Source organism: Sphingobacterium sp. DR205 (genome assembly GCF_011064245.1).
In the GTDB taxonomy this organism is placed as follows: Bacteria; Bacteroidota; Bacteroidia; order Sphingobacteriales; family Sphingobacteriaceae; genus Sphingobacterium; species Sphingobacterium athyrii.
Map to the genome: position 1 here is coordinate 6,616,404 of NZ_CP049333.1, position 25,481 is coordinate 6,641,884.

General features: G+C 41.7%; 17 protein-coding genes. 7 read left to right on the forward strand and 10 right to left on the reverse strand.

Annotation, left to right across the window (positions count from 1 at the left end; genetic code table 11):
- Positions 1-115: 115 nt before the first annotated feature.
- From G6053_RS27915 to G6053_RS27925, 3 genes are all read left to right on the forward strand, one after another.
- Entirely contained in the window at positions 116-1,279 is a 1,164-nt protein-coding gene (locus tag G6053_RS27915) for a 2-isopropylmalate synthase (RefSeq protein WP_104383780.1), read from the forward strand.
- A gap of 66 nt (positions 1,280-1,345) precedes the next feature.
- The gene (ilvA, locus tag G6053_RS27920) at positions 1,346-2,593 is read left to right on the forward strand and encodes a threonine ammonia-lyase IlvA (RefSeq protein WP_181390583.1); all 1,248 of its coding nucleotides are present in this window, start codon (positions 1,346-1,348) and stop codon (positions 2,591-2,593) included.
- Positions 2,594-2,763: 170 nt separating this feature from the next.
- Entirely contained in the window at positions 2,764-3,279 is a 516-nt protein-coding gene (locus G6053_RS27925; RefSeq protein WP_108634867.1) for a DUF2911 domain-containing protein, read from the forward strand.
- 90 nt (positions 3,280-3,369) lie between these two features.
- Here G6053_RS27925 and G6053_RS27930 read toward each other — a convergent pair whose 3' ends face one another.
- The 8 genes from G6053_RS27930 to G6053_RS27965 form a co-directional block, all read right to left on the reverse strand.
- Complete coding sequence (locus G6053_RS27930) at positions 3,370-5,283, reverse strand: sodium:solute symporter family protein (RefSeq protein WP_165309245.1); 1,914 nt, start codon at positions 5,281-5,283, stop codon at positions 3,370-3,372.
- 42 nt (positions 5,284-5,325) lie between these two features.
- A complete protein-coding gene (locus tag G6053_RS27935) occupies positions 5,326-6,231 on the reverse strand; it encodes an endonuclease/exonuclease/phosphatase family protein (protein WP_108635118.1) in 906 nt (301 codons plus the stop codon).
- 141 nt (positions 6,232-6,372) lie between these two features.
- On the reverse strand, positions 6,373-7,584 hold the full coding sequence (locus G6053_RS27940) for a glycosidase (RefSeq protein WP_165309769.1): 1,212 nt from the start codon (positions 7,582-7,584) through the stop codon (positions 6,373-6,375).
- A 27-nt stretch (positions 7,585-7,611) separates the two neighbouring features.
- On the reverse strand, positions 7,612-9,429 hold the full coding sequence (locus G6053_RS27945) for an aryl-sulfate sulfotransferase (RefSeq protein WP_165309246.1): 1,818 nt from the start codon (positions 9,427-9,429) through the stop codon (positions 7,612-7,614).
- 149 nt (positions 9,430-9,578) lie between these two features.
- Positions 9,579-11,204 carry a RagB/SusD family nutrient uptake outer membrane protein gene (locus G6053_RS27950; RefSeq protein WP_165309247.1) on the reverse strand — a complete coding sequence of 542 codons (1,626 nt, stop codon included), beginning with the start codon at positions 11,202-11,204 and terminating at the stop codon, positions 9,579-9,581.
- Between the two features lie 52 nt (positions 11,205-11,256).
- Positions 11,257-14,271: a TonB-dependent receptor gene (locus G6053_RS27955; RefSeq protein ID WP_165309248.1), complete on the reverse strand. Its 3,015-nt coding sequence runs from the start codon at positions 14,269-14,271 to the stop codon at positions 11,257-11,259.
- 485 nt (positions 14,272-14,756) lie between these two features.
- On the reverse strand, positions 14,757-15,626 hold the full coding sequence (locus tag G6053_RS27960; protein WP_165309249.1) for an AraC family transcriptional regulator: 870 nt from the start codon (positions 15,624-15,626) through the stop codon (positions 14,757-14,759).
- A 259-nt stretch (positions 15,627-15,885) separates the two neighbouring features.
- The gene (locus G6053_RS27965; RefSeq protein ID WP_165309250.1) at positions 15,886-18,288 is read right to left on the reverse strand and encodes a prolyl oligopeptidase family serine peptidase; all 2,403 of its coding nucleotides are present in this window, start codon (positions 18,286-18,288) and stop codon (positions 15,886-15,888) included.
- Between the two features lie 357 nt (positions 18,289-18,645).
- Here G6053_RS27965 and G6053_RS27970 point away from each other — a divergent pair, with 357 nt between their 5' ends.
- The 4 genes from G6053_RS27970 to nrdF all read left to right on the forward strand — a co-directional run bounded on the left by G6053_RS27970 (position 18,646) and on the right by nrdF (position 22,506).
- Positions 18,646-18,879, forward strand: a complete 234-nt coding sequence (locus tag G6053_RS27970) for a thioredoxin family protein (RefSeq protein ID WP_077437059.1) — start codon at positions 18,646-18,648, stop codon at positions 18,877-18,879.
- Between the two features lie 34 nt (positions 18,880-18,913).
- Positions 18,914-19,321 (forward strand): class Ib ribonucleoside-diphosphate reductase assembly flavoprotein NrdI, encoded by a 408-nt coding sequence (gene nrdI, locus G6053_RS27975; protein ID WP_104383772.1) that lies wholly within the window; start codon positions 18,914-18,916, stop codon positions 19,319-19,321.
- Positions 19,281-21,386 carry a class 1b ribonucleoside-diphosphate reductase subunit alpha gene (gene nrdE / locus G6053_RS27980; RefSeq protein WP_108634861.1) on the forward strand — a complete coding sequence of 702 codons (2,106 nt, stop codon included), beginning with the start codon at positions 19,281-19,283 and terminating at the stop codon, positions 21,384-21,386. The genes nrdI and nrdE overlap by 41 nt, the downstream gene beginning before the upstream one ends.
- Before the next feature lie 133 nt (positions 21,387-21,519).
- On the forward strand, positions 21,520-22,506 hold the full coding sequence (nrdF, locus tag G6053_RS27985; protein WP_108634860.1) for a class 1b ribonucleoside-diphosphate reductase subunit beta: 987 nt from the start codon (positions 21,520-21,522) through the stop codon (positions 22,504-22,506).
- Between the two features lie 78 nt (positions 22,507-22,584).
- Here nrdF and G6053_RS27990 read toward each other — a convergent pair whose 3' ends face one another.
- Together G6053_RS27990 and G6053_RS27995 are read right to left on the reverse strand one after the other, a co-directional pair.
- Positions 22,585-23,478 carry an alkaline phosphatase gene (locus tag G6053_RS27990; protein ID WP_165309251.1) on the reverse strand — a complete coding sequence of 298 codons (894 nt, stop codon included), beginning with the start codon at positions 23,476-23,478 and terminating at the stop codon, positions 22,585-22,587.
- Positions 23,479-23,902: 424 nt separating this feature from the next.
- A complete protein-coding gene (locus tag G6053_RS27995) occupies positions 23,903-25,465 on the reverse strand; it encodes a RagB/SusD family nutrient uptake outer membrane protein (RefSeq protein ID WP_108634858.1) in 1,563 nt (520 codons plus the stop codon).
- Between the last annotated feature and the right edge of the window lie 16 nt (positions 25,466-25,481).

Sequence of the window (25,481 nt, forward strand, 5' to 3'; positions counted from 1 at the left end):
ATGAGATATACGTATGGAGTAATGAGATTTTGGTGCAACAAACCAAAAAAGGTCGATGCACTCACACTCTTTGCCCCATACTTCTTTAGTTATAAATCTTTTGAATTAAGAAATTATGTTACACGATCCTAATCATCTTTACATCTTCGACACCACATTGCGTGATGGCGAACAGGTACCGGGATGCCAATTAACTACTCCAGAGAAAATTGAGATCGCAAAGGACTTAGAAAAACTGGGTGTTGATATTATCGAAGCCGGTTTTCCTGTTTCCAGTCCCGGAGATTTCCAATCTGTCGTAGAGTTGTCCAAGGCGGTGAATGATGTTATTATATGTGCATTGACCCGTGCCAATCAAAACGATATCGACGTAGCTGCGGAAGCATTGAAATATGCCAAACGTCCACGTATTCATACCGGAATTGGTTCTTCGGACATGCACATCAAATATAAATTCAACAGTACAAGAGAAGAAATTTTAGAACGTGCCGTTGCAGCTGTAAAACATGCTAAATCTTATGTGGAAGATGTCGAGTTTTACGCTGAAGATGCCGGTCGTGCTGACTTGGAGTTTTTGGCTAAAATGATTGAATCAGTTATTGCTGCCGGTGCAACAGTTGTCAATATTCCCGATACCAACGGGTACTGTTTACCGGACCAATATGGTTCAAAAATCAAGTATCTTAAGGAAAATGTACGTAATATCGATCAAGCCATTATTTCTGCACACTGTCACAATGATCTGGGGCTTGCTACGGCCAACTCCATCGCCGCGATACAAAACGGTGCCCGTCAGGTAGAATGTACCATCAATGGTATCGGCGAACGTGCCGGTAATACGTCATTGGAAGAAGTTGCGATGATTCTTAAAGTGCATAACCAAGCTTTCGGAAGCCTAACTTCGAATATCGATAGCCGTATGTTTACCTATCTATCCCGTAAAGTGAGCGATATGATGAACATGCCCGTGCAACCCAATAAAGCGATTGTTGGCCGGAATGCCTTTGCCCATAGTTCAGGCATCCATCAAGATGGCTTCTTAAAGCACCGCGAAAATTACGAAATCATCAGACCTGAAGATGTAGGCCTTGATGAAGCAGATATCATCTTGACGGCCCGTTCAGGAAGACATGCACTTAAACACCATTTGGAGCGCCTTGGTTTCCATCTTGAAAAAGATGATCTAGCAGATTGCTATCAACGCTTTTTGGTGTTGGCCGACGCAAAGAAAAATATTTGTGATGATGACTTAAAAAGCCTCATCCAAGAAAAGATATAGAAAATGGAAGGCTGCATCTGCAGCCTTTTTTTATCAAAAGACAACCTTAATCACCCTATTAAAAAAATGGATCTATCAACCTTAAACATCGATTCCGAAGCTACACTTGAGCGCATCAAATCGGTGGTCAATCGTACGCCTTTACAATATAACCGCCATTTATCTGAAAAATATGGCGCAGAAGTCTATCTCAAACGGGAAGATTTACAGGTCGTCCGTTCCTATAAACTGCGTGGTGCCTACAACAAGATTATTTCCCTGACAGCGGAAGAGCGCCAACGGGGCGTCGTCTGTGCGAGTGCTGGTAATCATGCTCAGGGTGTCGCCTTTTCATGCAAAAAACTGGACATTAAAGGGGTTATCTTTATGCCCGGTCCAACACCGCGCCAGAAAATCTCCCAAACTGAAATGTGGGGCAATGGCAATGTTGAAATTGTATTGACCGGAGATACGTTTGACGATTGCCAAAAAGCGGCACTGGCTTACACGGAAGAGCATGGCATGACCTTTATTCCTCCATTTGATGATCTCAAGGTTGTGGAAGGACAAGGCACCGTGGCCGTCGAAGCTTTACAGGATCTTCCTGATATGGATGCCATCTTTATTCCGATCGGTGGTGGCGGGCTTGCGGCAGGAGCAAGTTACTACCTGAAAAGCAAAAATAAAGCAATCAAGTGTTATGGAGTCGAACCGGAAGGAGCACCGTCCATGCAGGCCGCACTGGAAAACGGAGCACCGATTGAATTGGAACACATTAACAAATTTGTTGATGGCGCAGCTGTAAAGAAAATTGGCGCGACCACATTTGAGATTGCCAAACAATTACTAGATGATACACGCTCCATTCCAGAGGGAAAAATCTGTACTTGCATCTTGGAACTATATAATAAAGACGCCATCGTGGTCGAACCAGCAGGTGCACTTTCTGTTGCAGCTTTGGAATTTCACAAGGAAGAAATAAAAGGTAAGAAGGTCGTTTGCATTATATCGGGCGGAAACAATGATATCGACCGCATGAGCGAGATCAAAGAACTCTCGTTACTTTATGAAGGCTACAAACATTATTTTATTGTCCGTTTCCCACAGCGCCCGGGCGCATTAAAACTCTTCGTTTCTGAAGTGTTGGGCCCGAAAGATGATATTACCCGTTTTGAGTTTATCAAAAAAACAGAACGGGAAAGAGGTCCGGCCTTAGTTGGCATTGAGCTCAACAAACCTGAAGATTACGAAACACTGATCGCAAGAATGAAAGAGTATAAGTTTGATGTCATTGAAATCAACAAAGACCAAACATTGTTCGAATATTTGGTATAAAAATAAAAGCCAGTGATTAAAACGCTGGCTTTTATTTTTATACACGCTCATTTTATAATTCATATAGCCTGATGCCTCCCAGTCACGATTTCGTCAAGTTCTAAAAAAACAGAAAATTTTCATCACATAAAAATCTTATATTTAAGTGTTTAATCAAAAAATAAGCACATATGAGAGTACTAATTTTAACAATTTTGACCTTAATCGGTCAACTTAGCTTCGCCCAGACAGACAAAAGCAAACGCCCGAGTCCTCCAGACAACACCAAGGTAACCACAACTGATGGGGTTACGATCGACATCAATTATAGTCGTCCTTCACTCAAAGGCCGTAAGCTTGGTGTTGATATCGCTCCCGTAGGAAAAGTCTGGCGTACAGGTGCCAATGAAGCGACCACCATCGAATTCAATAAAGATGTACTGGTCGAAGGCAAAAAACTGGCGGCGGGAAAATATGGTCTCTATAGTATCCCCGGAGAACACGAAACAACCCTTATGTTCAGCAAAGTATGGGACCAATGGGGAACAAAATATGACGCCAAAGACGATGCCCTACGTGTTTCGGTCAGCAACGGAATGTCTGATAACAATCAGGAACAGTTTAAAATCAATGCGACTCCGGAAGGAAATATATCCTTGGAATGGGGAGATTATGTCGTCCCTTTTCTGGTCAAAGCAAGTAACTAGCTGATCCAATCAGTCCATTTACAAAATAGGACACTCGTCGACCTACGACGGGTAGCCTATTTTTGTCTTGTCGGAAAGCAGTTGGTGGGGTTAATCAATAGTCGTTTCTTCGGTAACGGTCTTATCTGTTTTATTTAACCCGTACTTTAACATAAAGGCATTATACTCTTCCTCCTCTCGGGTCATTTTATCATACCAGTTCTTTTTAAGTATAAGTGTAGTAATACCCAATAGCAAGACTGTTGTCAATAAACCCTGTCCCTGTTTGATCACAATATACATAGGAACCAAGGTCAGGCAGCATTGCCATACAATACCAACGGTCACATTGGCCATATCCCGCTTAAAATGATCGTTCTTCTTGAGATCCGGGTATTTTTCCAGTGCTTTCTGATGAATGGGTCCCCAAAATCCCCAAGGCCGTATACGTACATAAAAATCAACAAGCACTTCCTCCTCGGTAGGCCGGGACAACCATGTACCTGCAAAACAGCCCAACAGCGATAGGACAAAAAGCAAAGGAAAAAAATAGAGCGGAAGGGTATCCGGAAAAAACAGCGGGAGTATCACTGCCCCAAATATACCCGCTAGCATTCCCCAGAAAAATCCGGCACCATTAAAACGCCACCAGTGCCATTTCAATACATTTGCCGCAATATAACCACCATATAACGCGGAGACAATCCATTGTAATACCGAATTGATATTCTGCACATATAAGCCAATAATGGTACTACAAACGACCACCGCAATAGAAACTACATAACTCAAACGGATCTGCTTCTTTGGTGAAGCAGACCGGTACATAAACTTCAGCAGTACATCATTTACCAGATAAGCCTGTGCGGCATTGACTGTTGAAGCGAAAGAAGACATAAATGCGGCCAATAGCCCCGCCAGCAATAGTCCAGTCAGCCCAACTGTGCCGAAGCGGCTGATTGCTTTGGGCAAGATGATCTCAAAATCCATCTGATTGCCCATCTGTGCAAATTCATCCCTAAAAAACACAAGTGCTAACACTGTGAAGCCCATGATCATCAGATAACGCGGAATAAGTAAGATTACCGACACCGAACCACTCATTAAAGCGGCCTCTCTAGGGGTTCTACAGGCTAATATCTTCTGCATGTCATAGTTGGCCGCCGGTCCTGCCATGCTCATAAATATGCCTTTAAATAGCATCATCATCACAAATACCGTAAAAAGACTGTATTGATCATCGGCGATCCGATCCATGATGGAGGGAAGTAAAGTACGCCAGTCCAAATCCAAGTGCCAACCGAAGAAGGGAGAGTCCCAGCCTTCTGGTGTGTTTGCCACCAATAGCTCGGGGCTAACCTGCTGCATGGCGATAACCGCGATGGCAATTCCCGAAATAATCATAATGCCAAACTTGACCATATCCGCCCACACAATACTATGCATCCCACCAAGCATAACATAAAATGTTGTTATCGCTGTAAAGAAAATACCATACAGTTGCGGAGCCATTGCCGGGTCAATCGTTAAGGGAATAAAGCGGGATACCTGTTCCCACGGAAAAAAAACTTCCATGAATTTCCCTATACCAATAAAGCCATAACATAAAAAACCCATTACCGCAACAATGGCATATAGAATAACGATGGTATAAGCTCCATCAGCTCCCCGACCATGACCAAAACGTGTACGGATCCATTCTGCTCCGGTCAGGACATTGGACCGCCGCAGCCAGACCGACAGATAGACCATCAAAAAAATCTGATTAAAAACAGGCCATAACCAAGGGATCCACATGCTTTTTAAGCCATATACAAAAGCAAGATAGACCATCCACATGGTTCCCGAGATGTCGAACATGCCCGATGCATCAGAAATGCCGAGCATGTAATAGGGAAGCGTTTTTCCACCTAAAAAATACGAATCAAGATTCTTGGCGGCTCGCTTTTTAAGGATCAAACCGATGACAATCATCGCCAGCAAATAACTGACGATGATAACTATATCTATTACGGAAATTTCCATGAATATTCTTTTCGTGGTCATCCGCAATCTACAATTATATTTCTATTTCTCCAATTGATCAATCACGACCGACACCGGATAGTGATCGGATATCCCCTCAAGTGCAGGACCATTATGTACCTCCACCTGCTTCGCATGAGATGCTAAAGGTTCAGACAGCAAAATATAATCAAGTCGTTCTGAAACCGCTGCTAACCTTGGGTCTCCCCATTTCCAATTGTAAAGCGTAGCTGAAGGATAGCTGGCACGTTTGATTTCGGGAAATATAGATCGTCCGATACAATCTTCAAAACCCATGGCCAAAAAAGTCGATAGAACACTATAATCAAATCGCCCCCCTCTCATGTTGCCATATTGGGGATGCTCCTGATCCCATTTTCCCAAATTTGCCTTCAAGACAGACTTCGGCTCCAACCAACTGGCATCCAATGGGGAGTAGGCATTCAAATCCCCCAGAATAATACAGCTGTCCAGGTGATTATTCTTTACATATTCTGTGATTTGTTTTGCTTCCCCCAGCCGATATTGCCAGGAAAAAGGGCTTAGATGGGTTACAATAAAATCTAAGTTTTCGATCTTCACATGCAGCATTCCATGCCAAAAACTATCTACCTGCGCTTTGATCAGCGTAATCGGATAACGCGAGGAAATACCAACGGGGTAACCTTTCTCTTTTAATAAAACAACGTAGCTGTGGCTGTATGTCTTTGCCAATTGCAGCAAGTCGGCCCGCTTAAAGTCCACCAGTTCCTGCAATGCCACAACATCAGGTTGCTCCTTCTTCATCCACGCAGTAAATTTATCCTTGCGATCCTGCTGCTTTTCAAAACCATTCCAGATATTATAGGAGATAATTTTCAACGTCGCCCGTTCTTGCGCGTACAAAAAGGAGGTCAGACACAGAAGACCAATCAGAGTCAGAATTTTAATATTATCTTTCTTTAACATATCACGAGTTTGTTCAACGTACATTTTTTTTACAGCATTTCACACAGCCATAACTTTCATAAATCCACAAGATTTCTTTTATACCGGGCGATTGAGCTCGATACCCGATCAAGTATGCCCTCTAGCCCAGTTTATCTACACCTATTTTGTCAGGCGACCGATCGTTCCATTGCTTTTATTACCCACGTAGGCGGCATTATGATCGATCAGATGAATCACTTTGCGCAATGATTCCGCAGAGCGTAGCCCGTCCTCCGCAGTATTCAGGCAATAATCCAGCAGTTTGGCCACCGAAGAAACCGCGACATGTATCCGCGTATCGCTAGAAGCATAATAAATATACACGGTACCATCCGCGTCCATAATCCAACCATTAGAAAACAACACATTGGAAACATCGCCTACCCTTTCCTCTCCCTCGGGAGCCATCAGATAACCCGCTGGTTCCGCTACTAATTCACTCGGATCCTCCAGGCTCGTGAGATAAAGGTATAACACATAGCGTAATCCGGCTGCAGTCCCCCTTACCCCGTGCGCGAGATGCAGCCAGCCTCGATCCGTCTTTAGCGGCGCTGGTCCCTCCCCATTTTTGAGTTCTTTGATGGTATGGTAAAAACGCTTATTAATAATCTTTTCCTGGCTGATTACGGCATTGCTAATATCGTCCACGAGTGCCCACCCGATACCGCCGCCACTTTTTGCCAGAATAAAATCATCCTGAGGGCGTGTATAAAATGCGTACTTGCCTTCCACAAACTCGGGATGCAGTACCACATTACGTTGCTGGCTATTTGCCTTTAGATTGGGCAGACGATCCCAATGAATCAGATCTTTCGACCTGATGATTCCTGCCGAAGCAACCGCACTTGAAAGATCACCTGGGGCAGCATCAGCAGCATGCTGCTCACTACAAAAAATACCGTATACCCAGCCATCCTCATGAGCTGTAAGCCTCAAATCATAGACGTTTGTTTCCGCTTCGTCCAAATCAGGCAACAACAGCGGGTGCTCCCAAAAATGAAAATTGTCAACACCATTATCACTTTCAGCGATCGCAAAAATAGACTTCCGGTCAACACCTTCCACACGGACGAATAGCAGGTACTTACCTTTCCAATGCAGTGCACCAGCATTCATCGTTGAGTTGAATGCAATTCGCTCCAAAAAATGAGGGTTCGTCAATGGATTGAAATCGTAGCGCCAGCTGAGTGGAATATGTTCTTTGGTGACGACAGGATTTAAATAACGGGTGACAATCTTTCCCGTATCTGACAGTCCGACATTCGTTTTTTCCAATAATAAGCGTTGCGTTTCGACAATATAAGTTTGTTGACGTTCAAAGGATTCGGACATAAAATTACGTAAGTTCAAAAAGTTTATTTATAAATTCGCGGGATAAAGTGGTATACGTGTTACGCGGTGAAATGCCGTACCACTACCGGCGGTGATCTCCAGCTCAAATACAACCTCTTTCGTTTTAGGGTTGATCTCAATCACACGTCCTCCCGTTCCGGTACTTGTTTTGACGCCCATACCCGGAAAGAATAGCATATTACCTGTCTGTGGGAGGTATTGCACACCGGACAAAGCCTGAGAAAAAGCCTCGACTCCCCTTTCCTTTCCATAAGACCAAAGTTGTTGCACTGTTCTTTTAGTTGCGTCAATTTTATACTCAACAACCCGGCTATAATTATTTGCACCGCTCCCAAAATTGGGAATCCAATTCCGGTTATAGCCATTATCGAAGACCAAAATACGATCTTCCGCAAGTGCGACCGGAGTATGAGGGCCCCAAGGCCAGTCAAATCCTGCGGTGCTGGCATCCCCATTGATAACAGCAGGGTCAGTAATGCGTGTCCCATCTTCTGCAATAGGTTTTAAAAGCAAGGATTGATATTTAGCTCCCCAAAACTTATGTGGAGATATCATCCATTGTGGTTGCCCAGAATGGTTAAAACGTAGGATTCCCTGGTATCTTAAAGTCGCCAATAAGTCATTTCCGATTTCGGCAATAGAATTATTGTGGGCCCAATTATTGGGCGTCTGTGAAAATGCAGGCGGTGTAATACCATCAGGTTTTACATAGCGAGCTGTATCCAGTTGTTTGGCCAGATCCCATTCCATGACCAAACTCCCTGTTTGGGGATTCAGTTCGATGATATGATCATTCACACGCGGTTCACCATTAACTAAACGCGCGGCTGTTTTTGTGACTGTTATTAAAAAATTGCCATTGGCAGCCTCTGTAATTTCATGGTGAAATCCGAATCCTAATTTAGCGAGATCCCATTCACGCTTCAAATTACCGAACATATCAATTTCCACTACCCTTTGCTGGGATTGGTCACCTGCAATAAAAGTTCCGCTTTTAGTACGCTTGAGGCCAATGGAATAAGAGAGCCGTTGCAGTTCAGGTGATGATTTAAACTGTAGAAGCCAACGCAATTCACCCTCCTGATCAACCATATATGGAAGTGAAACATCAGCTTCGCTTCGCCCTGGATAATGCACCAGATTGACGCCCGGCTCCATTTTACCGGCTTGGGCTTTTACTATTTTCCACCTTGGAAAGTCCTGCATATTCAATGCCGCAGTCTGGATATGTATGGTCGTTTTCCCTCTTTCATTTCCTTCCCGATCGGTAAAAATCAAATCGACAATATTGTCGTGATCAGGATATAAACCCAGCACAGGCACGCTTTGTCGCGGAATATCGGTATGGCACAAATGTGTAATTGTTCCTGCGGAACCATTTTTGCCCTGCACAGTTACTTCTACACGACCGTAAGTAGGTAGCCAAACATCAACCAAAGCCGCAAGTGGATTGCAGCCCGAAGGATTGAGCTTAATTTTTTCGACAATATAATCAAGCGCAGTACCTTTGGTCGGAACGATTAATTTATCCCCATCTCTGAAGGTTAGATTGGTACGCCAGTGTTCGAGCTCAGCTTTAATGTCAGAAACCTCCTGTAGTGGAATATGGACACGGCTCTTTTCAAAATTGAAAACATACTCTTCTGCTTTCTCCTCGATGTTGAGGAGCAATTCACCAGCCTCAACTTTTGCATTTAGGGATAGCTTTGCCGTTGATGCTTCCGATGTCTCCCGATCTTTCTTACACGAAACAAACAGTATAAGCAAGGTTGTGGTATATAAAGCCAAAATTGCAAAGGTCCTAGCTATTCTTGTTGTTATCATACCCATATGTTATAAAAATGGAACTTCTATTATATTTCAACAGCGAAAATTCCGCTGTTGGCGGAGATTTAGGTTTACGGTTGGGGGCAAAATTTAAGCTGAAATGCTTACAGTTTCAGATGAACTAAAACCGTAAGCATTTTCCGCGTTTATCGCCACAATGGATGTTGCTGAATTTTTGAATTTGTATTGATTTCACCTTCAGGAATAGGAAGATAATAATGTTTGGGCTGGAAATTATTCGCGCCTTGCTTTTTATTATCAACAAAAATCTGCTTCATTTGTGTTGGTGTATACCAACGTTTTAGATCAAAAAAGCGATGTCCCTCAAAGAAAAATTCCAATTCATTCTGTTTTATTATTTCTTTCATCAACTCATCGGCATTGGCCCAGGTTTTATTTGCTAAACCTGCGCGATCACGAACGCGCTTCAAGCTAGATGCGGCTCCAGCGATATTTCCATTTTTAGCACAGGCTTCAGCATGCAGCAATAAGACCTCAGCAAACCGAAATACACGAAGGTTATTATTCCGGTTCGCAGCATCGTACATACTATTTGCTCCAGCAATATTTCTATAAAAATTGGTATATTTCTTAATTAGGAAACGACCGGTTTTACCATCAATTGTTGGGTAAGTAGGCTCCCCACGTTGCCGCTTCGGTCCAGCATTACTCCACATAAGGTCAAAAGACTGATTGCCAAACCAGGCACCATCAGTAAGGCCTGTCTCATAATCTGAATATTTCCAGAAGAAACTTGTGTACATTCGTTTATCAAAGCGCGTATCTGAACCTGCTGGACGTTCTTCTGAAATAAAATCACGAACAACAGCTGCCCCGGGCATTAATTTAAACCAGGCACCTGTACCATCTGGCCCAGCAAAGTTAGGCAGCACAAACCCCATCGCACAAGAAGCACAGTCTACCCCCCAATTTCCATCCCCACCGAACTTACTGTCATAAACTATTTCCCAAACTGACTCCTTATTCAGCTTAGTTGTTTCCTTGAAATTATCTTCAAAATTAGTCGTCAGATCATAAGCATAGGGTGCAGTCAATAAGGCCTTCAATTCTGTTTCGGCCTCGGCATATTGTTTGGTATATACCAATGCCTTTCCCAAATAGGCGATCGCAGCCCCTTTCGTAACCCGGCCAGCCTCGGCTACAGATCGTGTTATTGGTAGATTGTCCTTCGCTATTTTAAAATCTGCAACGACTTGTTTCCATATTTCGGCTTCAGGTGACGCAGGTTTGCTCGCACCATCTGGATCATCGTCTGTCGGCAATACTCTTAAAGGCACATCACCATAATTAGCTGCAAGCAGAAAATAATACATTCCCCTTAAAAAGCTAGCTTCTCCGACCAGCTCTTTTTTTCGGCTTTCATCCATTGAAACACGCGGTATATTTTTTAAAAACACATTTGCTCTATTTATTCCGCTATACAAGCTACCAAAATCACTTTCAGGGGTACCCGCAGAATTGAGGAAGTTGACATATTCCCAGGTAAATGCTTCCTCACCACTGAGAAACCACATATCATCCGCTCTGTTCATCGTTTGATAACCACCGTATGCTCCGTAGTAACCTGACATCTGTGAACGAATTGGTGAATAAATCGTAGCCATCGCAGACTGCGCATCGGATTCAATCGCCCAATAAGTCTCCTCAACAGGTAAATTAGGATTGGTTCGATCCAAAAAATCTGACTTACAGCCTCCTAAGAACAATAAGGATGCTGCTATAACTGTATATTTTTTTATTGAAAAGTTCATCTATATCGTATTTAAAACATAATATTTATTTATATAACAGATCGATTATCCATTAAAAGTTAGCCTGAACACCAAACATAATGGTCCGTGCCAATGGGAAACGACCATGATCCGTTCCAGCTGTTAATACACCCGATGGCGTTCCATTATCACCGTTGCTTTGACCTAGATCCGGGGTATAGCCTTTATATTTTGTCACCGTAAACAGATTATCCCCAGCCAGAAATACGCGTGCGTTTTTCAAAGTGGCCTTACTTAGCCATTCCGCGGGTAGTGTATACCCAACTTCAATAGTTTTTAAACGGAAGAAAGCTCCGCTCTCAATCCAACGGTCACTCACCCGACGCTTATTATCATTTGGATCCTCCCGTGTGTACCGCGGAATATCAGTATCTGGTTTGCTTGGCGTCCATGAATCTAGTAAACGGGCAGAATGATTATTCACTTCATTGGTTTGTTCCATGCGTGCCCGGGTATAGTTATAAATCTTATTGCCATACATACCATCAAAGAAGACAGCCATATCGAATCCTTTATAGTCCAGACCTCCGCGAATACCATAAGCAAGACTTGGGAAAGGGCTACCAACATACTGACGGTCATTATTGTCAATACGACCATCTTTGTTATAATCTACAAATTTGATATCCCCCGCAGCGGCATTTGGCTGAATTACTTTACCATCTGCCGATTTATAGCCTTGTGCTTCTGCATCTGACTGGAAAAGTCCATCGGTTTGGATCACCCAGAAACCCCCAATTGGATAACCAACTTTAGCCCAGGTAATTGTACCCTCACCCTGCGGATTATAGCCACCAAATTCCTGAACGTTACCTATTGTAACGGCTTTCACTTTATTTTTCACCGTGGAAGCATTCACACCAATGTTATAGTTCAATGCTCCAACAGAATTCTTGTATGTCGCTAATAATTCAAAACCCTTATTGCTAATTGTTCCCGCATTCATCACCGGAGTTCCCTTAAGCCCGGCCGAAGGAGGTTGATTGATCCCTAAAAGAATATCCTTGGTTTCACGCACGTAATAATCAGCACTGATGTTCAATTTTTTTTGCATAAATGCCAAATCCAACCCAATATTGCTTGTCGCTGTTTCTTCCCAAGTCAGGTTTCGCGGCGAAACCCAGTTGATACCAGTACTTGCCCCCTGCCACCAGGTACCACCTTGCAAATAATTGATACCATAAGTAGTTATCCTTTGTGTGGTGTAATTTGCAATTTCCTGATTACCCAGTCGACCATAACTGGCACGGAGTTTAAATTCATTGACTGTAGCTTTTGCTGTTTCGAAAAATTTCTCATTCATCACATTCCAGCCCAAAGCGATAGACGGGAATACCCCATATCGTGCTCCATCGGCGAATTTGGAAGAACCATCGCGACGTATTGTCGCTGTAAGTAGGTAACGACTATCATAACTATATATTAAGCGTCCAAACTGGGAGATCAATGCCGCTTCATTTAGACTACCCGAAGTCGTTTGTTCTGTCGGAGAAGCAGCATCAATAGCATCAGTTCCCAATGGCAGATTATTCCGTCCCGCACCAAAACCTCGATTGGTATTTTCCTGCGCGGAATAACCCGCTAATAATGAAATAGTGTGTTTGTCAAACGTGTTATCATAATGCAATGTATTTTCAACTAACCATTGATTGTTAAAAAATGCGCTTTCATTGAGAAAAGATTTACGCACATCGGTACCATAGGTATAGGCATCTCCTTTATTATAATTCCTGCCAGTTGTCTTGTTGACCCCGACATTTAATTTATATTTTAGCCCCTTAATAAACAAATCCACTTCGGCATATCCATTGAGCATAAGATCCGTCTGATATACATGTCGGTTAAATAAGTTCAAAATCCCCACCGGATTGTCCAAGTTCTTCATCCACGGCGCATACGTAGCATATCCACCAACTAAATTGGCATCATAAATAGGTACCAGGGCATTTTGCCGTAAAATATCTGTGATAGTCAGGTCTGAAAATTTTCGGTCACCTGATTTTATCAAAAAGGTATTTCCTACCCGTAAGTGGTTGTTAAAAAAACTAAAGGTATTTTTTGTACGCAGATTGAAAGCTTTATAACCGGTAGTCTTCAAGATACCTTGCTGATTTAAATAACCTCCGGACACGCTATAGGTAGACTGTTCTCCCCCACCCGAAATATCGAGATTGACCTTATTAACTGGGGCTGTATGAAACACCTCGTCCTGCCAATTCGTATTTGTATTTAGATTTTGTGCTTCTGTTGGTAGATACCCGTTGTCATGCTGAAACTGCTTCCATTGTGGGCCATCCATCAAATCCATTTTTTTCGGAAGGCTTTGAATACCTGTGTATGCATTTAAGCTTAAGGTAGCTGGGGTTGCTTTTCTACCACCTTTTGTAGTAATGATAACGACACCATTGGCCGCCCGGGATCCATAAATTGCCGCTGCAGAAGCATCTTTCAGTACTTCGAGCGATGCAATATCATTCGGGTCAACCATATTGATATCACCAAATACCCCGTCAATGACGTAAAGAGGCGCATTATTCCCCATAGAACTTAGCCCACGGACATTAATGCTCATACCTGCACCCGGCGTTCCACTAGCGCTAGATACCGTTACCCCGGCAACACGCCCCTGCAATGCACCAGCAGCACTCTTTGCTAGATTAGACTGCAGGTCCTTTCCTGTAACAGATGCTACAGCACCTGTTAAATCACCTCTTTTTACCGTACCATACCCGATAACAACAACTTCGTCCAAGTCGGTGCCCGACTGAAGTATAATACGATATGTCGATGCTTCATTAACAAGAACCTCCTGTTCCTTCATCCCTACATAGGTAATTTTTAAGGTCTTCCCTTTCTCAACATCAAGCACGAACGAACCATCAGCATCAGTTTTTGTCCCCCCGGTGCTACCTTTGATGTTTACAGTGGCCCCCGCCACTGGCCTATTATCTGCATCAAGGACTTTTCCCCGTACTTTTTGGGATTGTTGCGCCCAAGCAAACGTGCCATAAGCCGAAAATAAAAGCAGTAAAGCTGTTTTTTTCATATTTTGTGTATTTAAGGTTTACAATAAATAAATAGATAGATTGTATATAATAAGTTTATACTTAATTGGTATGCTATTATTGGTCTACAGGACGAAATTAGAGAAAAGGAGAAGTCAGGAATAGCAAGATCAGGTCATTTGTATTGTACTTTTAATTCATATTTCCGATCAAGGCATCTCAAGAAATACAAACACAAACGATTGCGCATTCCAAAATATAAAAGAGGTTAATGAAAATATACACCAGCTTAAAACAAAGATCAAAACACTGTAAAACAATATATTACAATAAAGCTAACAGCAATTCATTGAACTCTAAGTTCATTTTTATTGAATTATTTCACAGCATTGGACAATGCTGTGCGATCGTTTGTCAAACAGTATGGTTACTATCCGACAATTTCCGGTACGCAGCCATTGCTGTCGTAAGTATGAAAGAATGTACCCGGAATCTGCGTATAGGAGAAGATTAAGCAGCCAGGTTGCTAGATAATCATTTGCTGCTTCCGCAAGCTATTTCGGTATTCAATGGGTGTTATCCCTTTTTTCTTTTTGAATACACGGTAGAAATAAGAAACACTATTAAAACCACATTGCTCGACGATATCGGCAATTGGAGTCTCCTCTTTTAACAGCCTTACAGCCGTATTGATCCGAAAGTCAAGCAGGTAATCTGTAAAATTCAATGTTGTAGCCGATTTCAAAAAGCGAGAGAAGGTCGATTTGCTCATGTTCATAATCGCCGCCACCATAGGCAGGCTCAATTCTTTGTTGATATTGGCAACGACATATTCCTGCAGACGCCCCATAAGCAGTTCGCTATTGCTCAAAACAGTATTTGTTGCGGTGGATAATACACGGATATCCTCGCCCTTGGAGAGTTCATAGAGCAAGACAAACAGCTTCATCACCGAATAGAAGCCATCGCGCTCTAATGTCAATATACGGAGCAAAGGAAGCACGCGATCGACAGTATCTTTTCCAAATACAACCCCGCGAGATGCTTTTGACAAAAGTTGTTGTATACTTGCAAATTGCTTCTTATCCAGATATTGTTCGATGAGAGAGGGATGAAATTGTATGGTGATTTCATGAATATCGCTCGATTGGCATTCGCCATCTTTCCAGGCATGTTCAAGCTCAGGGCTTGCAATTAGTACCAGATCCTGTTCACCGATCGTTTCTACGGAATTACCGATGATACGTTGTGCACCGGAAGCACCCTCCACATAATTGAGTTCGTACTCGGGATGGATATGTACCGGAAAAGTGAAAGAAGATTTTCGCCTGTCAAAGACCACAAAGCAGTCATCAGCGGACAATGGTGATTTCTCTCGAAATATATCAGGTCTCATAATCAGTTCTTTTTTCCCTTTGGTAAATTACCCAAACTTAACTAAAATTATACGGATAACCAATGCCACCTTCTTCTCAAAAAACATGTCAACTCAGCGACAGTCCGTTAATTTGAGCTGCTGCCTCCCCGTCACTCCAGGGGTCGGTCTTCATTTTGTACAGTGGAAAAGTACCTGATGAGACTTTATTCTTCTTATAGGATAGTCAAAAAAATAGGCTGTCTAAAATGCAGCCTATTTTTTCATTCAAACACAACAATTAATTCTTTAAGTATTTTTCCAGGAATTGATCCTGTTCCCATAGGAGGTGAAAGATATTCTCCTTCGCGACGTAGCCATGGGCCTCGCGCGGCAAAATCACCATCCGCACAGGCGCGCCCAAATTCTTTAAGGCCTGAAAATAACGTTCTGTCTGTAGCGTAAATGTTCCCGGGTTATTATCGGCTCCGCCGTGGACAAGCAGTAAAGGCGTCTTCATCCGGTCTGCACTGACAAATGGGGACATGGTCATATACAACTTTGGATCATCCCAAAAGTTACGTTGTTCACTTTGGAAACCAAATGGCGTTAATGTCCTGTTATAAGCCCCTGAACGGGCAATTCCTGCAGCGAATAGTTTTGAATTGGACAATAAGTGCGCCGTCATAAAAGCCCCGTACGAATGTCCGCCCACCGCAACCTTTTTGCGGTCAATATAGCCCAGTTTGTCTACGGCATTAATTGCAGCCTCGGCATTGGCGACTAACTGTTCGATAAAGCTGTCATTAGGTTCTTTCTTCCCTTCACCTACAATCGGGAAGGCCGCATTATCCAGTACAGCATAGCCTTTGGATACCCAATAGATAAATGAGCCATAACTTGGAAAGGTAAATTCCTTCGGATTCGCCGTACTTTGCCCTGCTGTATTTTTGTCTTTATATTCCCTCGGATACGCCCACATCAACAGGGGTAATTTTTCCTTTTTATTCAGGTCATAGCCAGCTGGTAGATATAACGTCCCCGAAAGCTCTACACCATCCTTACGTTTATAGTTTAAGATTTCTTTATGAACTTTTTCAAGTGATTTAAATGGGTTTTCTAATGTTGTCAATGCAACCTGTTTACCCGATTTTATATTTTTTAGGTAATAATTCGGATAGACTGATGCGGATTGAAGTGAAATCAGTAACTCACCCGTTTTTGGATTTATAATCTCTCCGATCCGTTCCTGTAACTCAGATGCGGCAGCTGTATACAATCGTTTTTTCTTTAACGTTTGTAGGTCCAACTCTTCAACAAATGGGAACTCACCTTCTTTGGTAAAGCCTTTTCCTACAAATAAGACTTTGTCTTTATCGATATACATGCTGTAGTTTCCGAGCGCATTTTTCTGTTGATATACAGTTCCCGGATCGTTATAGACATCCTGACTATTTCTGTCATGCAGCAATTTGGATTCACCGGTCGAAGGATTGACAACAAAAGTCTTGGCATTACGCGTATCATACCATTGCGAATGGACCAAGGCATACTTATCATTACCCCACACAACTCCGGCATAGCGGTCCTTCATTTTGAAAATTAGCTTTCCATCGCCTTGATAAGGGTAATCCAATGTATAAAGGGCATCACGAAATTCTGCCGCTTTGTTGGCATCGCCACCATCCAGGGCTTCAACATAAGCTAAGGTTGCCGGCCGATCGTCTCGCCATTGCAAAGACCGTCTTCCTGGACGTGTCGAAGAAAACCCTTTGGGCATAACCTCCGTTAAAGGTACCTCGTTAACCAGTGCAATCTCTTTTCCGGATAGATCATAGATCCGTGTCTGTTGCGGAAAACGTGAGGCTGGCACCACATAAGAATAAGGCTTTGCTATTGTTGTTATCATCACATAGGCACCGTTAGGCGAAAAGGAAACCCCTGTGTAGATACCTTTGTCCTTAAAATTGGAAATTGTTCCGTCCAGATCCACAAACTGTAAATTGGACTGTACCAAGGTTTCAAAATTCTGTTCGTCCTGTGGGTTTTTCAATAGATCCTGATAGGTTCTCAATTGCGATACCTTTCCGTCACTTGTTGATACAACCGGTCCAGTGGGCAGATCTCTGGACGGATCCAGCAATGGTTTTTTTTCTTTTGGCAACGCCGTAATGATTAATCTCTTTGAATTACCAAGCCATTGAAAAGGTGCATCCAACGTCGCATTTAAATTGTAGGCGGTCAATTGTTTTACTGTTTTCGTTGTCAAATCCAGAACAAACAAAGCCGTCCCATTATCGTTTGTATTGGTAAATGCCAAATGGCTATTGTCCGGGGAGAATACAAAATTGGACAAGGAGGGCGTGTTCGGCATCCCAACAAAATCTGTATCTTCTACCTGTTGTCCGATTTTCTTCAAACCGATCTTATTGTAAAAGACTGTCGAACTTTCCATATTTGTGCGTGGATTGATCCGTAGTCCGGCCAATTTCATTTCTTCCTGCCCCAGTTCCTCCAGGCTCTTATAGGTTGACCGATAAGTGAATAAAAGCCATTTGTTGTCACTTGACATTTTTATTTGAGGCGGGCGGACAAAATCGGCCAGGGCCAAAATTTCGGAAGTCGGTTTTTGAAAGGTAATATTCTCTTGCGCTTGTGTTTTTAGAGACAATAATAGCAAGAGACCATAGCATAGCTTCTTCATAAATTTATTTTGCAAATTAGGGCAATAAAAAGTAATAAATTTATGCAAAAAAATCAAGTATTGTAGTCGTTTTATGACACTAAAATTAAACTTAAATTGTTTCAAAAAAAACAGGCAAAATTTCATAATTTAAAGTTATCCACATTTATAAACATAAGATTATCAGTTTATTAATAAAGACAACTAGCGACAAACGCATCCTGTGACAAACTTTTGCCCAAAATGTGGAAAAGTCAAACTACCGCTTCGCAAGAAAATATGTGATATTTGTTAAGCTAATGAAAGAATTGGCAATTCAACGAAGTAACGACCTTTCTTTTTCTACGAAGATTGGATTAAAAAAATAAACATACAAACATGGCAAGAATTATCAAATTTGAGAAAAACGATTGTGCTCCTTGTGCGCAAGTATCGGCTTATTTGGATCAAAAAGGTATCCAATATGAAACAGTTAATCCTTTTGATGAACCTGACTTGGCCGCAAAATTCAAAATCCGTACGGTTCCAACGGTAATCGTATTGGAAGATGAAGAAATTCAACACCGTATCATTGGCTTTAAACCAGAAGAATTGGCAGCCATTGCACTTTAATAAATCGAGGTATCATTAAAACAAACACGACAACATGATACACATTTATTACGATTCCAGAACGGGTAACGTACAGCGTTTTATGGACAAAGTCGCACAGATCACTGGCTGGCAGATCCATAAAATTAGCGCTGACCTTCAGGTAAATCATCCCGGCCATTTGGTCACATTTACCACGAATTTTGGACAAGTGCCCGAAAACACAAAAGAATTCATGAAACGAGAAGCTAAAAATATTTATTCTGTAACCTCCAGTGGCAACCGCAACTGGGGTCCAAATTTCGGTTTGGCAGCGGATCGTATTTCACAGGATTTCGACATTCCACTGGCATTCAAATTTGAATTGTCCGGAACAATGGAAGATATAAACCAATTTATTGACATCTTAAAGAACTTTTGCGATGGTAGCAAACGAAGTAGCAAAAAACTGGATATTGCTTAATAATGAAATCATGATTAAGCATGATGACGAATTCAGCTTACATAAAGATAAGGAAGCTGTTCGTGCATATTTCCTGGAATATGTAAATAAGAACACGGTGTTCTTTTATACATTGAAAGAAAAAATAGACTATTTGATAGAAAACAATTATTATATTGATTTTTATCAATGGTTTACATTTGAAGAAATTGAAGAAGTATTCAACTATGTGTACGCCAAAAAATTCCGTTTCGAATCCTTTATGGCAGCCTTCAAATTTTTCCAGAGCTATGCACTTCGTGATGACTCCGGTGAAAAATTCCTAGAGCGCTACGAGGACCGCGTTGTTGCGGTATCCCTGTTCCTAGCGCGCGAAGAAGGTGTAAAAAAAGCGATTGAATATGCGGAGATCATGATCAACCAAGAATACCAACCTGCAACACCAACATTCTTGAATGCGGGTAAAAAACGCTCTGGAGAATTGGTATCCTGTTTCTTGGATGAAATTGGTGACAACCTGAACGGTATTGGTTATGCGGTTGATTCAGCCATGAAATTATCCTCTATCGGAGGGGGCGTATCATTCAATATCTCCAAAATCCGTGCACGTGGCGAGGCTATCAAAGGTGTTGAAGGTCGTGCCGGAGGGGTACTTCCGATCATGAAAATCATGGAGGATACGTTCTCCTATGCGAATCAATTGGGACAACGTCCCGGTGCCGGGGCTGTATACCTGAATATTTTCCACTCGGATATTGAAGAATTCCTTGATTGTAAAAAGATCAATGTGGACGAAAAAGTACGTATCAAATCACTTTCAATCGGTATCATCGTTCCGGACAAGTTCATGGAACTAGCGGAGAAAGACGAACCATGCTATTTGATCTACCCACATACGGTGATGCAAGAGTATGGACAATTCTTGGATGAAATGGATATGGACAAGATGTACGATGAATTGATCACCAATCCAAATGTCAAAAAGAAAAAAATCAACGCACGCCACCTGTTAGTTAAGATCGCGCAAACGCAAAAAGAATCCGGTTACCCGTATATCTTCTTCAAAGAAAACACCAACCGTGTACACGCTTTGAATGAGATCGGTCAGGTGAAATTCTCGAACCTGTGTACAGAGATTATGCAAGTATCACAAGTATCCGATATCGAGATCTACGGCAAACAAGATACGATCCGTTATGGTATCTCCTGTAACCTTGGGTCGTTGAATATCGCTACGGTGATGGACAACAAACGTATCAAAGAAACGGTTAAGACAGCTATGCGAGCTTTAACAGTTGTCACAGATGTCACTAACATCGATATGGTTCCTTCCATTGCAAAAGCAAATCGTGAACTGCATTCTGTAGGACTTGGAGCGATGAATCTACATGGATACTTGGCAAAAAGCTTTATTATGTATGAATCTAATGAAGCACTGGATTTTGCGAATACATTCTTCATGATGATGAACTACTATTCATTGGAGGCATCCATGGAAATTGCAAAAGAACGCGGAAAAACATTTGTTGGATTTGAGAAATCAGCCTATGCAGACGGCACTTATTTCAATAATTACGTGAACCGTGATTACCTTCCAAAAACAGCTAAGGTACAAGAATTGTTCGAAGGTATCCATGTTCCAACTGTTGAAGATTGGTTAGAATTAAAAGCAAAAATCAAAGAACATGGTATCTACCATGCGTACCGTTTGGCGATTGCTCCAAATCAATCTACGTCCTATATCATGAATGCAACAGCATCGGTTATGCCAATTGTCGACATTATTGAAGTGCGCGAATATGGGGACAGTACAACCTATTATCCAATGCCATATTTGACAAATGATAATTATTTCTATTTCAAATCGGCTTACGATATGGATCAGTTCAAAGTATTGAAATTGATTTCGGTCATCCAACGTCATATCGACCAAGGGGTATCTACAATCTTGCATACCAATTCGAAAGACTCCACAAGAGATTTGTCTAGATATTATATCTATGCACATAAATTGGGATTGAAATCCCTTTATTACACACGAACAAGAAAATCGACCATTGACGAATGTGTCTCTTGTTCAGCCTAATCTTGAGATTTTAGTATTTGGATATATAATGTGAATAGGTCAAAAGTTGCCAAGTTATCGGCAACTTTTGGCTTAATCTACCAAGCAGAAATTCAAGTACATGATAATAAATGCCTAATACTTTAAAATAAAAATGAGTAAAACATATAAAGCTGTCAATTGGAATACCCCTGAGAACGATTATGTATTGATGTTCTGGGAACAAAATATCCGTCAATTCTGGATTGACACCGAATACATTCCATCAAAAGATATCGATAGTTGGAAACGTATCAGCCCGGAAATGAAAGATGCCTATAAAAAAGCATTAGGTGGTTTGACCCTGTTAGATACCTTGCAGAGTCATACGGGTATGCCAAAAATTATCGACCACATAGATACTTTACAAAATAAAGCTGTATTGTCCTATATGTGTATGATGGAAGCCATTCACGCAAAATCCTATTCCACTATTTTCACAACGGTTTCAACGACAGCTGAAATCAATGATATCTTCGAGTGGGTTCAACAGAATAAATACCTGCAATATAAAGCACAAATGATCGATGGTTATTACCGTGCTATCGATAAAGAAGATGCCTCTGATGAAGAGATCTATATGGCTATGGCTGCTTCTGTATTGTTGGAATCCTTCTTATTCTACTCTGGCTTCTTCCTACCTTTATGGTTATGTGGTCAAGGTGAAATGGTTGCTTCTGCAGATATTATTAAGAAAATCATCGCTGACGAATCTATTCACGGTGTTTTCGTCGGATTGATGGCCCAAGATCAATTCAAAAAATTAAAGAATCAAGATCAGGTAAAAGCACGTTTCTTGGCTTTACTTTATAACCTATATGAAAACGAGCTGAAATATACCGAAGAGATCTATACTGAAGTAGGTTTGACCGCTGAGGTTAAAGAATATGTTCGTTATAATGCAAACAAGGCATTGATGAACTTAGGTTTTGATCCGATCTTTGAGGTGAAACAAGTCAACCCAATTGTATTGAATGGCTTGAATACAGAAACGACACAACATGACTTCTTCTCCAAGAAATCAACAAACTACGAAAAAGCCACTGAGATTGTCCATCTGAAAGATGATGACTTCAAAATGGATGTCCTCGTAGATATATAAGGATTTTCAATAGATCTAATAAAAAATCCCCGGGAGTTAAAACTTCCAGGGATTTTTTATTGGGGTGAACGTATTCTATTATTGCTGAAAAGCTTTAATGGCCTGACCGCGCCAAGCAGCATCAAGCGGAGCGCCAAGCAACCAGGTTAATGTGGGTGCGATATCATAAATCATCACTGTCCCTTTGATCTCCTTACCTTTGGGCACTCCCGGCCCGGTCATTACCCATGGAATCTCAACTTCTGCCAAGGATTTGCCACCATGTCCTTTACCCGTACCCCCATGATCTGCGGCGACAACAAAGATAGTTTCATCTGCAATGCCCGCATCCTTGACGGCCTGCTGCAATGTTCCGATCCGTCGGTCAACCTGCTTTAGTTCGGCGTAATACTCGGGGGTATCGTGGCCTATATTATGACCGACACCATCGGGCTGGTCGAAATGCACAAAAGTGACTGTCGGTTTTTCTTTTTTGATAATATCCACAGTCGTATTCAATGCTGCTTCGTCATCATCCTTGGTATTAATAATCTTTTGCACGACTTTATTATCAATCAGATACCCTATTCCCGGCCAACTGTGAACCACAGCAAATTGCGCTTTGGGATTCTTCTGTGCCACCGCATTAAATAAAGAAGGAAACATCCCATTTTCAGTTCTGACAGTTGAGGGGATTTCAGGTGTTTTACTATCCCATTCCGTATAACCATGCGTTGTCGGTCCGGCCCCCATCAACATGGACGCCCAGTTTACCGCACTAGACGAAGGGAGCACGGTACGTACATGGGTACTATAAGTTCCCTCCTGCATCATCTTTTTGAGATTTGGCATCTCCGCTTTTGGAAGGGCATAGGCTCCAAACCCATCGAATCCTACCAAAACCACATGCTTGATCTTTTTGCTCTGTGCCGTCACTGCACTGGTAGATAAACCTAGCAATAGTAATGGCAATAATAAATTTCTAATTTTCATCTGTATAAATTCGTTTTTTAATTGTGATGAAGCTATCAGATTTATTCATGCTCTTTTGTGATTATTCATTCATAATTGACTTGTTTTTTAATTGTATTCATGAACTCGTTTCACTCGGTCTGAATAAATCATGATGGTTTCATAATTGTTGTACTTTCAAAGACTTGATAACTCAAAAATAGAAACTTTATTCTAATCATTATGTTAAGTAAACATTATTTAATATACCTAACCAAGATGTTACATTAAATTTAAAACACATAAAAAGCCGCTAGTAATTCTACCAGCGGCTTTGTAAAATAATGTTCACGGGCTACCATCTTATTTGAATCCTATCACCCAAATTTGGCCTGAAGTGGACATTGATGCTGCAGCTTAAAAAAGAAGGCCATCGCGAGGATGGCCATTCTTTTGGTATATGTGCCTATTGATACCCCGGATTCTGGGTCAATTTATTGTTACGCTGAATTTCATCAGGAGAAATTGGCCATAATAAATCGGATTCCTTAAATACGGCTCCAGATGCGTTCTTCGCTCCGATTAATGGAACAAAGTCCACTTTTCCTGCTTCGGTTGTAGAGATCACAGGGAACATCTTTGTCCGTACAATATCATCCCACATCTTGTACTCCAAAGGAAATTCACGAAGACGTTCTTTCCAGCACTCTTTGACAAAATTTTCTGCTGACAATCCTTGTAGTTCTGCCGTGAAAGCAGCAACAGATTTTCCCTCTGTATTCGCACGAGCTTTTACCTGCGCCAGATAACCCGCTGCTTCTGCACTTACGCCCGTAGATTTAGCGATACTTTCAGCGGCAGTTAACAATGCTTCCGGATAACGATAAAAATTCCAGTCTTTTGTACCTCTTCCTGTTGTCAGCAAAGCTTGCTCATCCACATAATACCATATCCCGGCATCCTCTGATGTCCATTTTTTACCATTAATCGGATTAGTATACGACCAGTGGTAGAACTGATTGGGTTTGATCCTCAGGTCTTTTTTATCATATACATTCAAAAATTGTTTGGTCGGGCCAAAAACTCGCTCAAATATAGAATAAGTGGTAAACACCGAAACTGCTGACGAACTAAAAGCGGTGGCAGTCCTTGCTCCGCTATTAGTAACAAGGTCATCAAATTCTTGCGCATAAATGACTTCATCCAAGTCATCGGTTTTACGCAGCAAGTTATACGCACTATTCTGTTCAAGGTCAATATTTTGGGTCATCTTATGCGGTGAATTCACCACAATTTTGGCTGCTGTTGCCGCATCAGCAAATTTACCTTGCTGCAAATAAACATCAGCCAAAAGCATTGCTGCTACATATTTTGTAATGCGATGACCATTGTTTGCAAATGTCTTGGCCGGCAATATTTCTACGGCACTTTTTAGGTCCGCCTCAATCAATTCATAGACTTTTGCAGCATCGGTACGTTCCAGATAAAGTGGATCAGTAAGTTTCTCATTTGGGAGTGTATATAAAGGGAGTGCACCAAATGTTTTGACAAGATAAAAGTAGTTGTAGGCTCTAAAGAATTTCGCCTCCGCCAATAATGTATTTTTCTTAGTCTCATTGACCATGCTTATTTGCGGGATATATTTTACACCAGCATTGGCAATATTGATGGCCTCATAAGCCTCATCCCAGATGGTATTCATCGTTGGAGATATCACGTTGGCATTTTGCTGCCGTGTCAATTCACGGGCAAACAAGGTGACACGCTCCTGCCCTTCATAACTATTCGTAAAATATCCGGTCAGAATGGTATTAATGGAAGCGGTAGATCCCAAATAAGAACCCGTTGTAGAATAACGTAGTGGTGAACCCCGACGATAAAGCGCATTTACAGTTGCTTCAGCCTGTCCTTCATTCTCATAATAACTTATTAATGACAGGTTTGAGCGAGGATTTTCTTCTAAAAATTTATTACAGGATGTTGTTAACGCCATTCCGGCCAATAACAACAAAAATAATTTAGTCTTCATCTTTTTAAATTCTAAG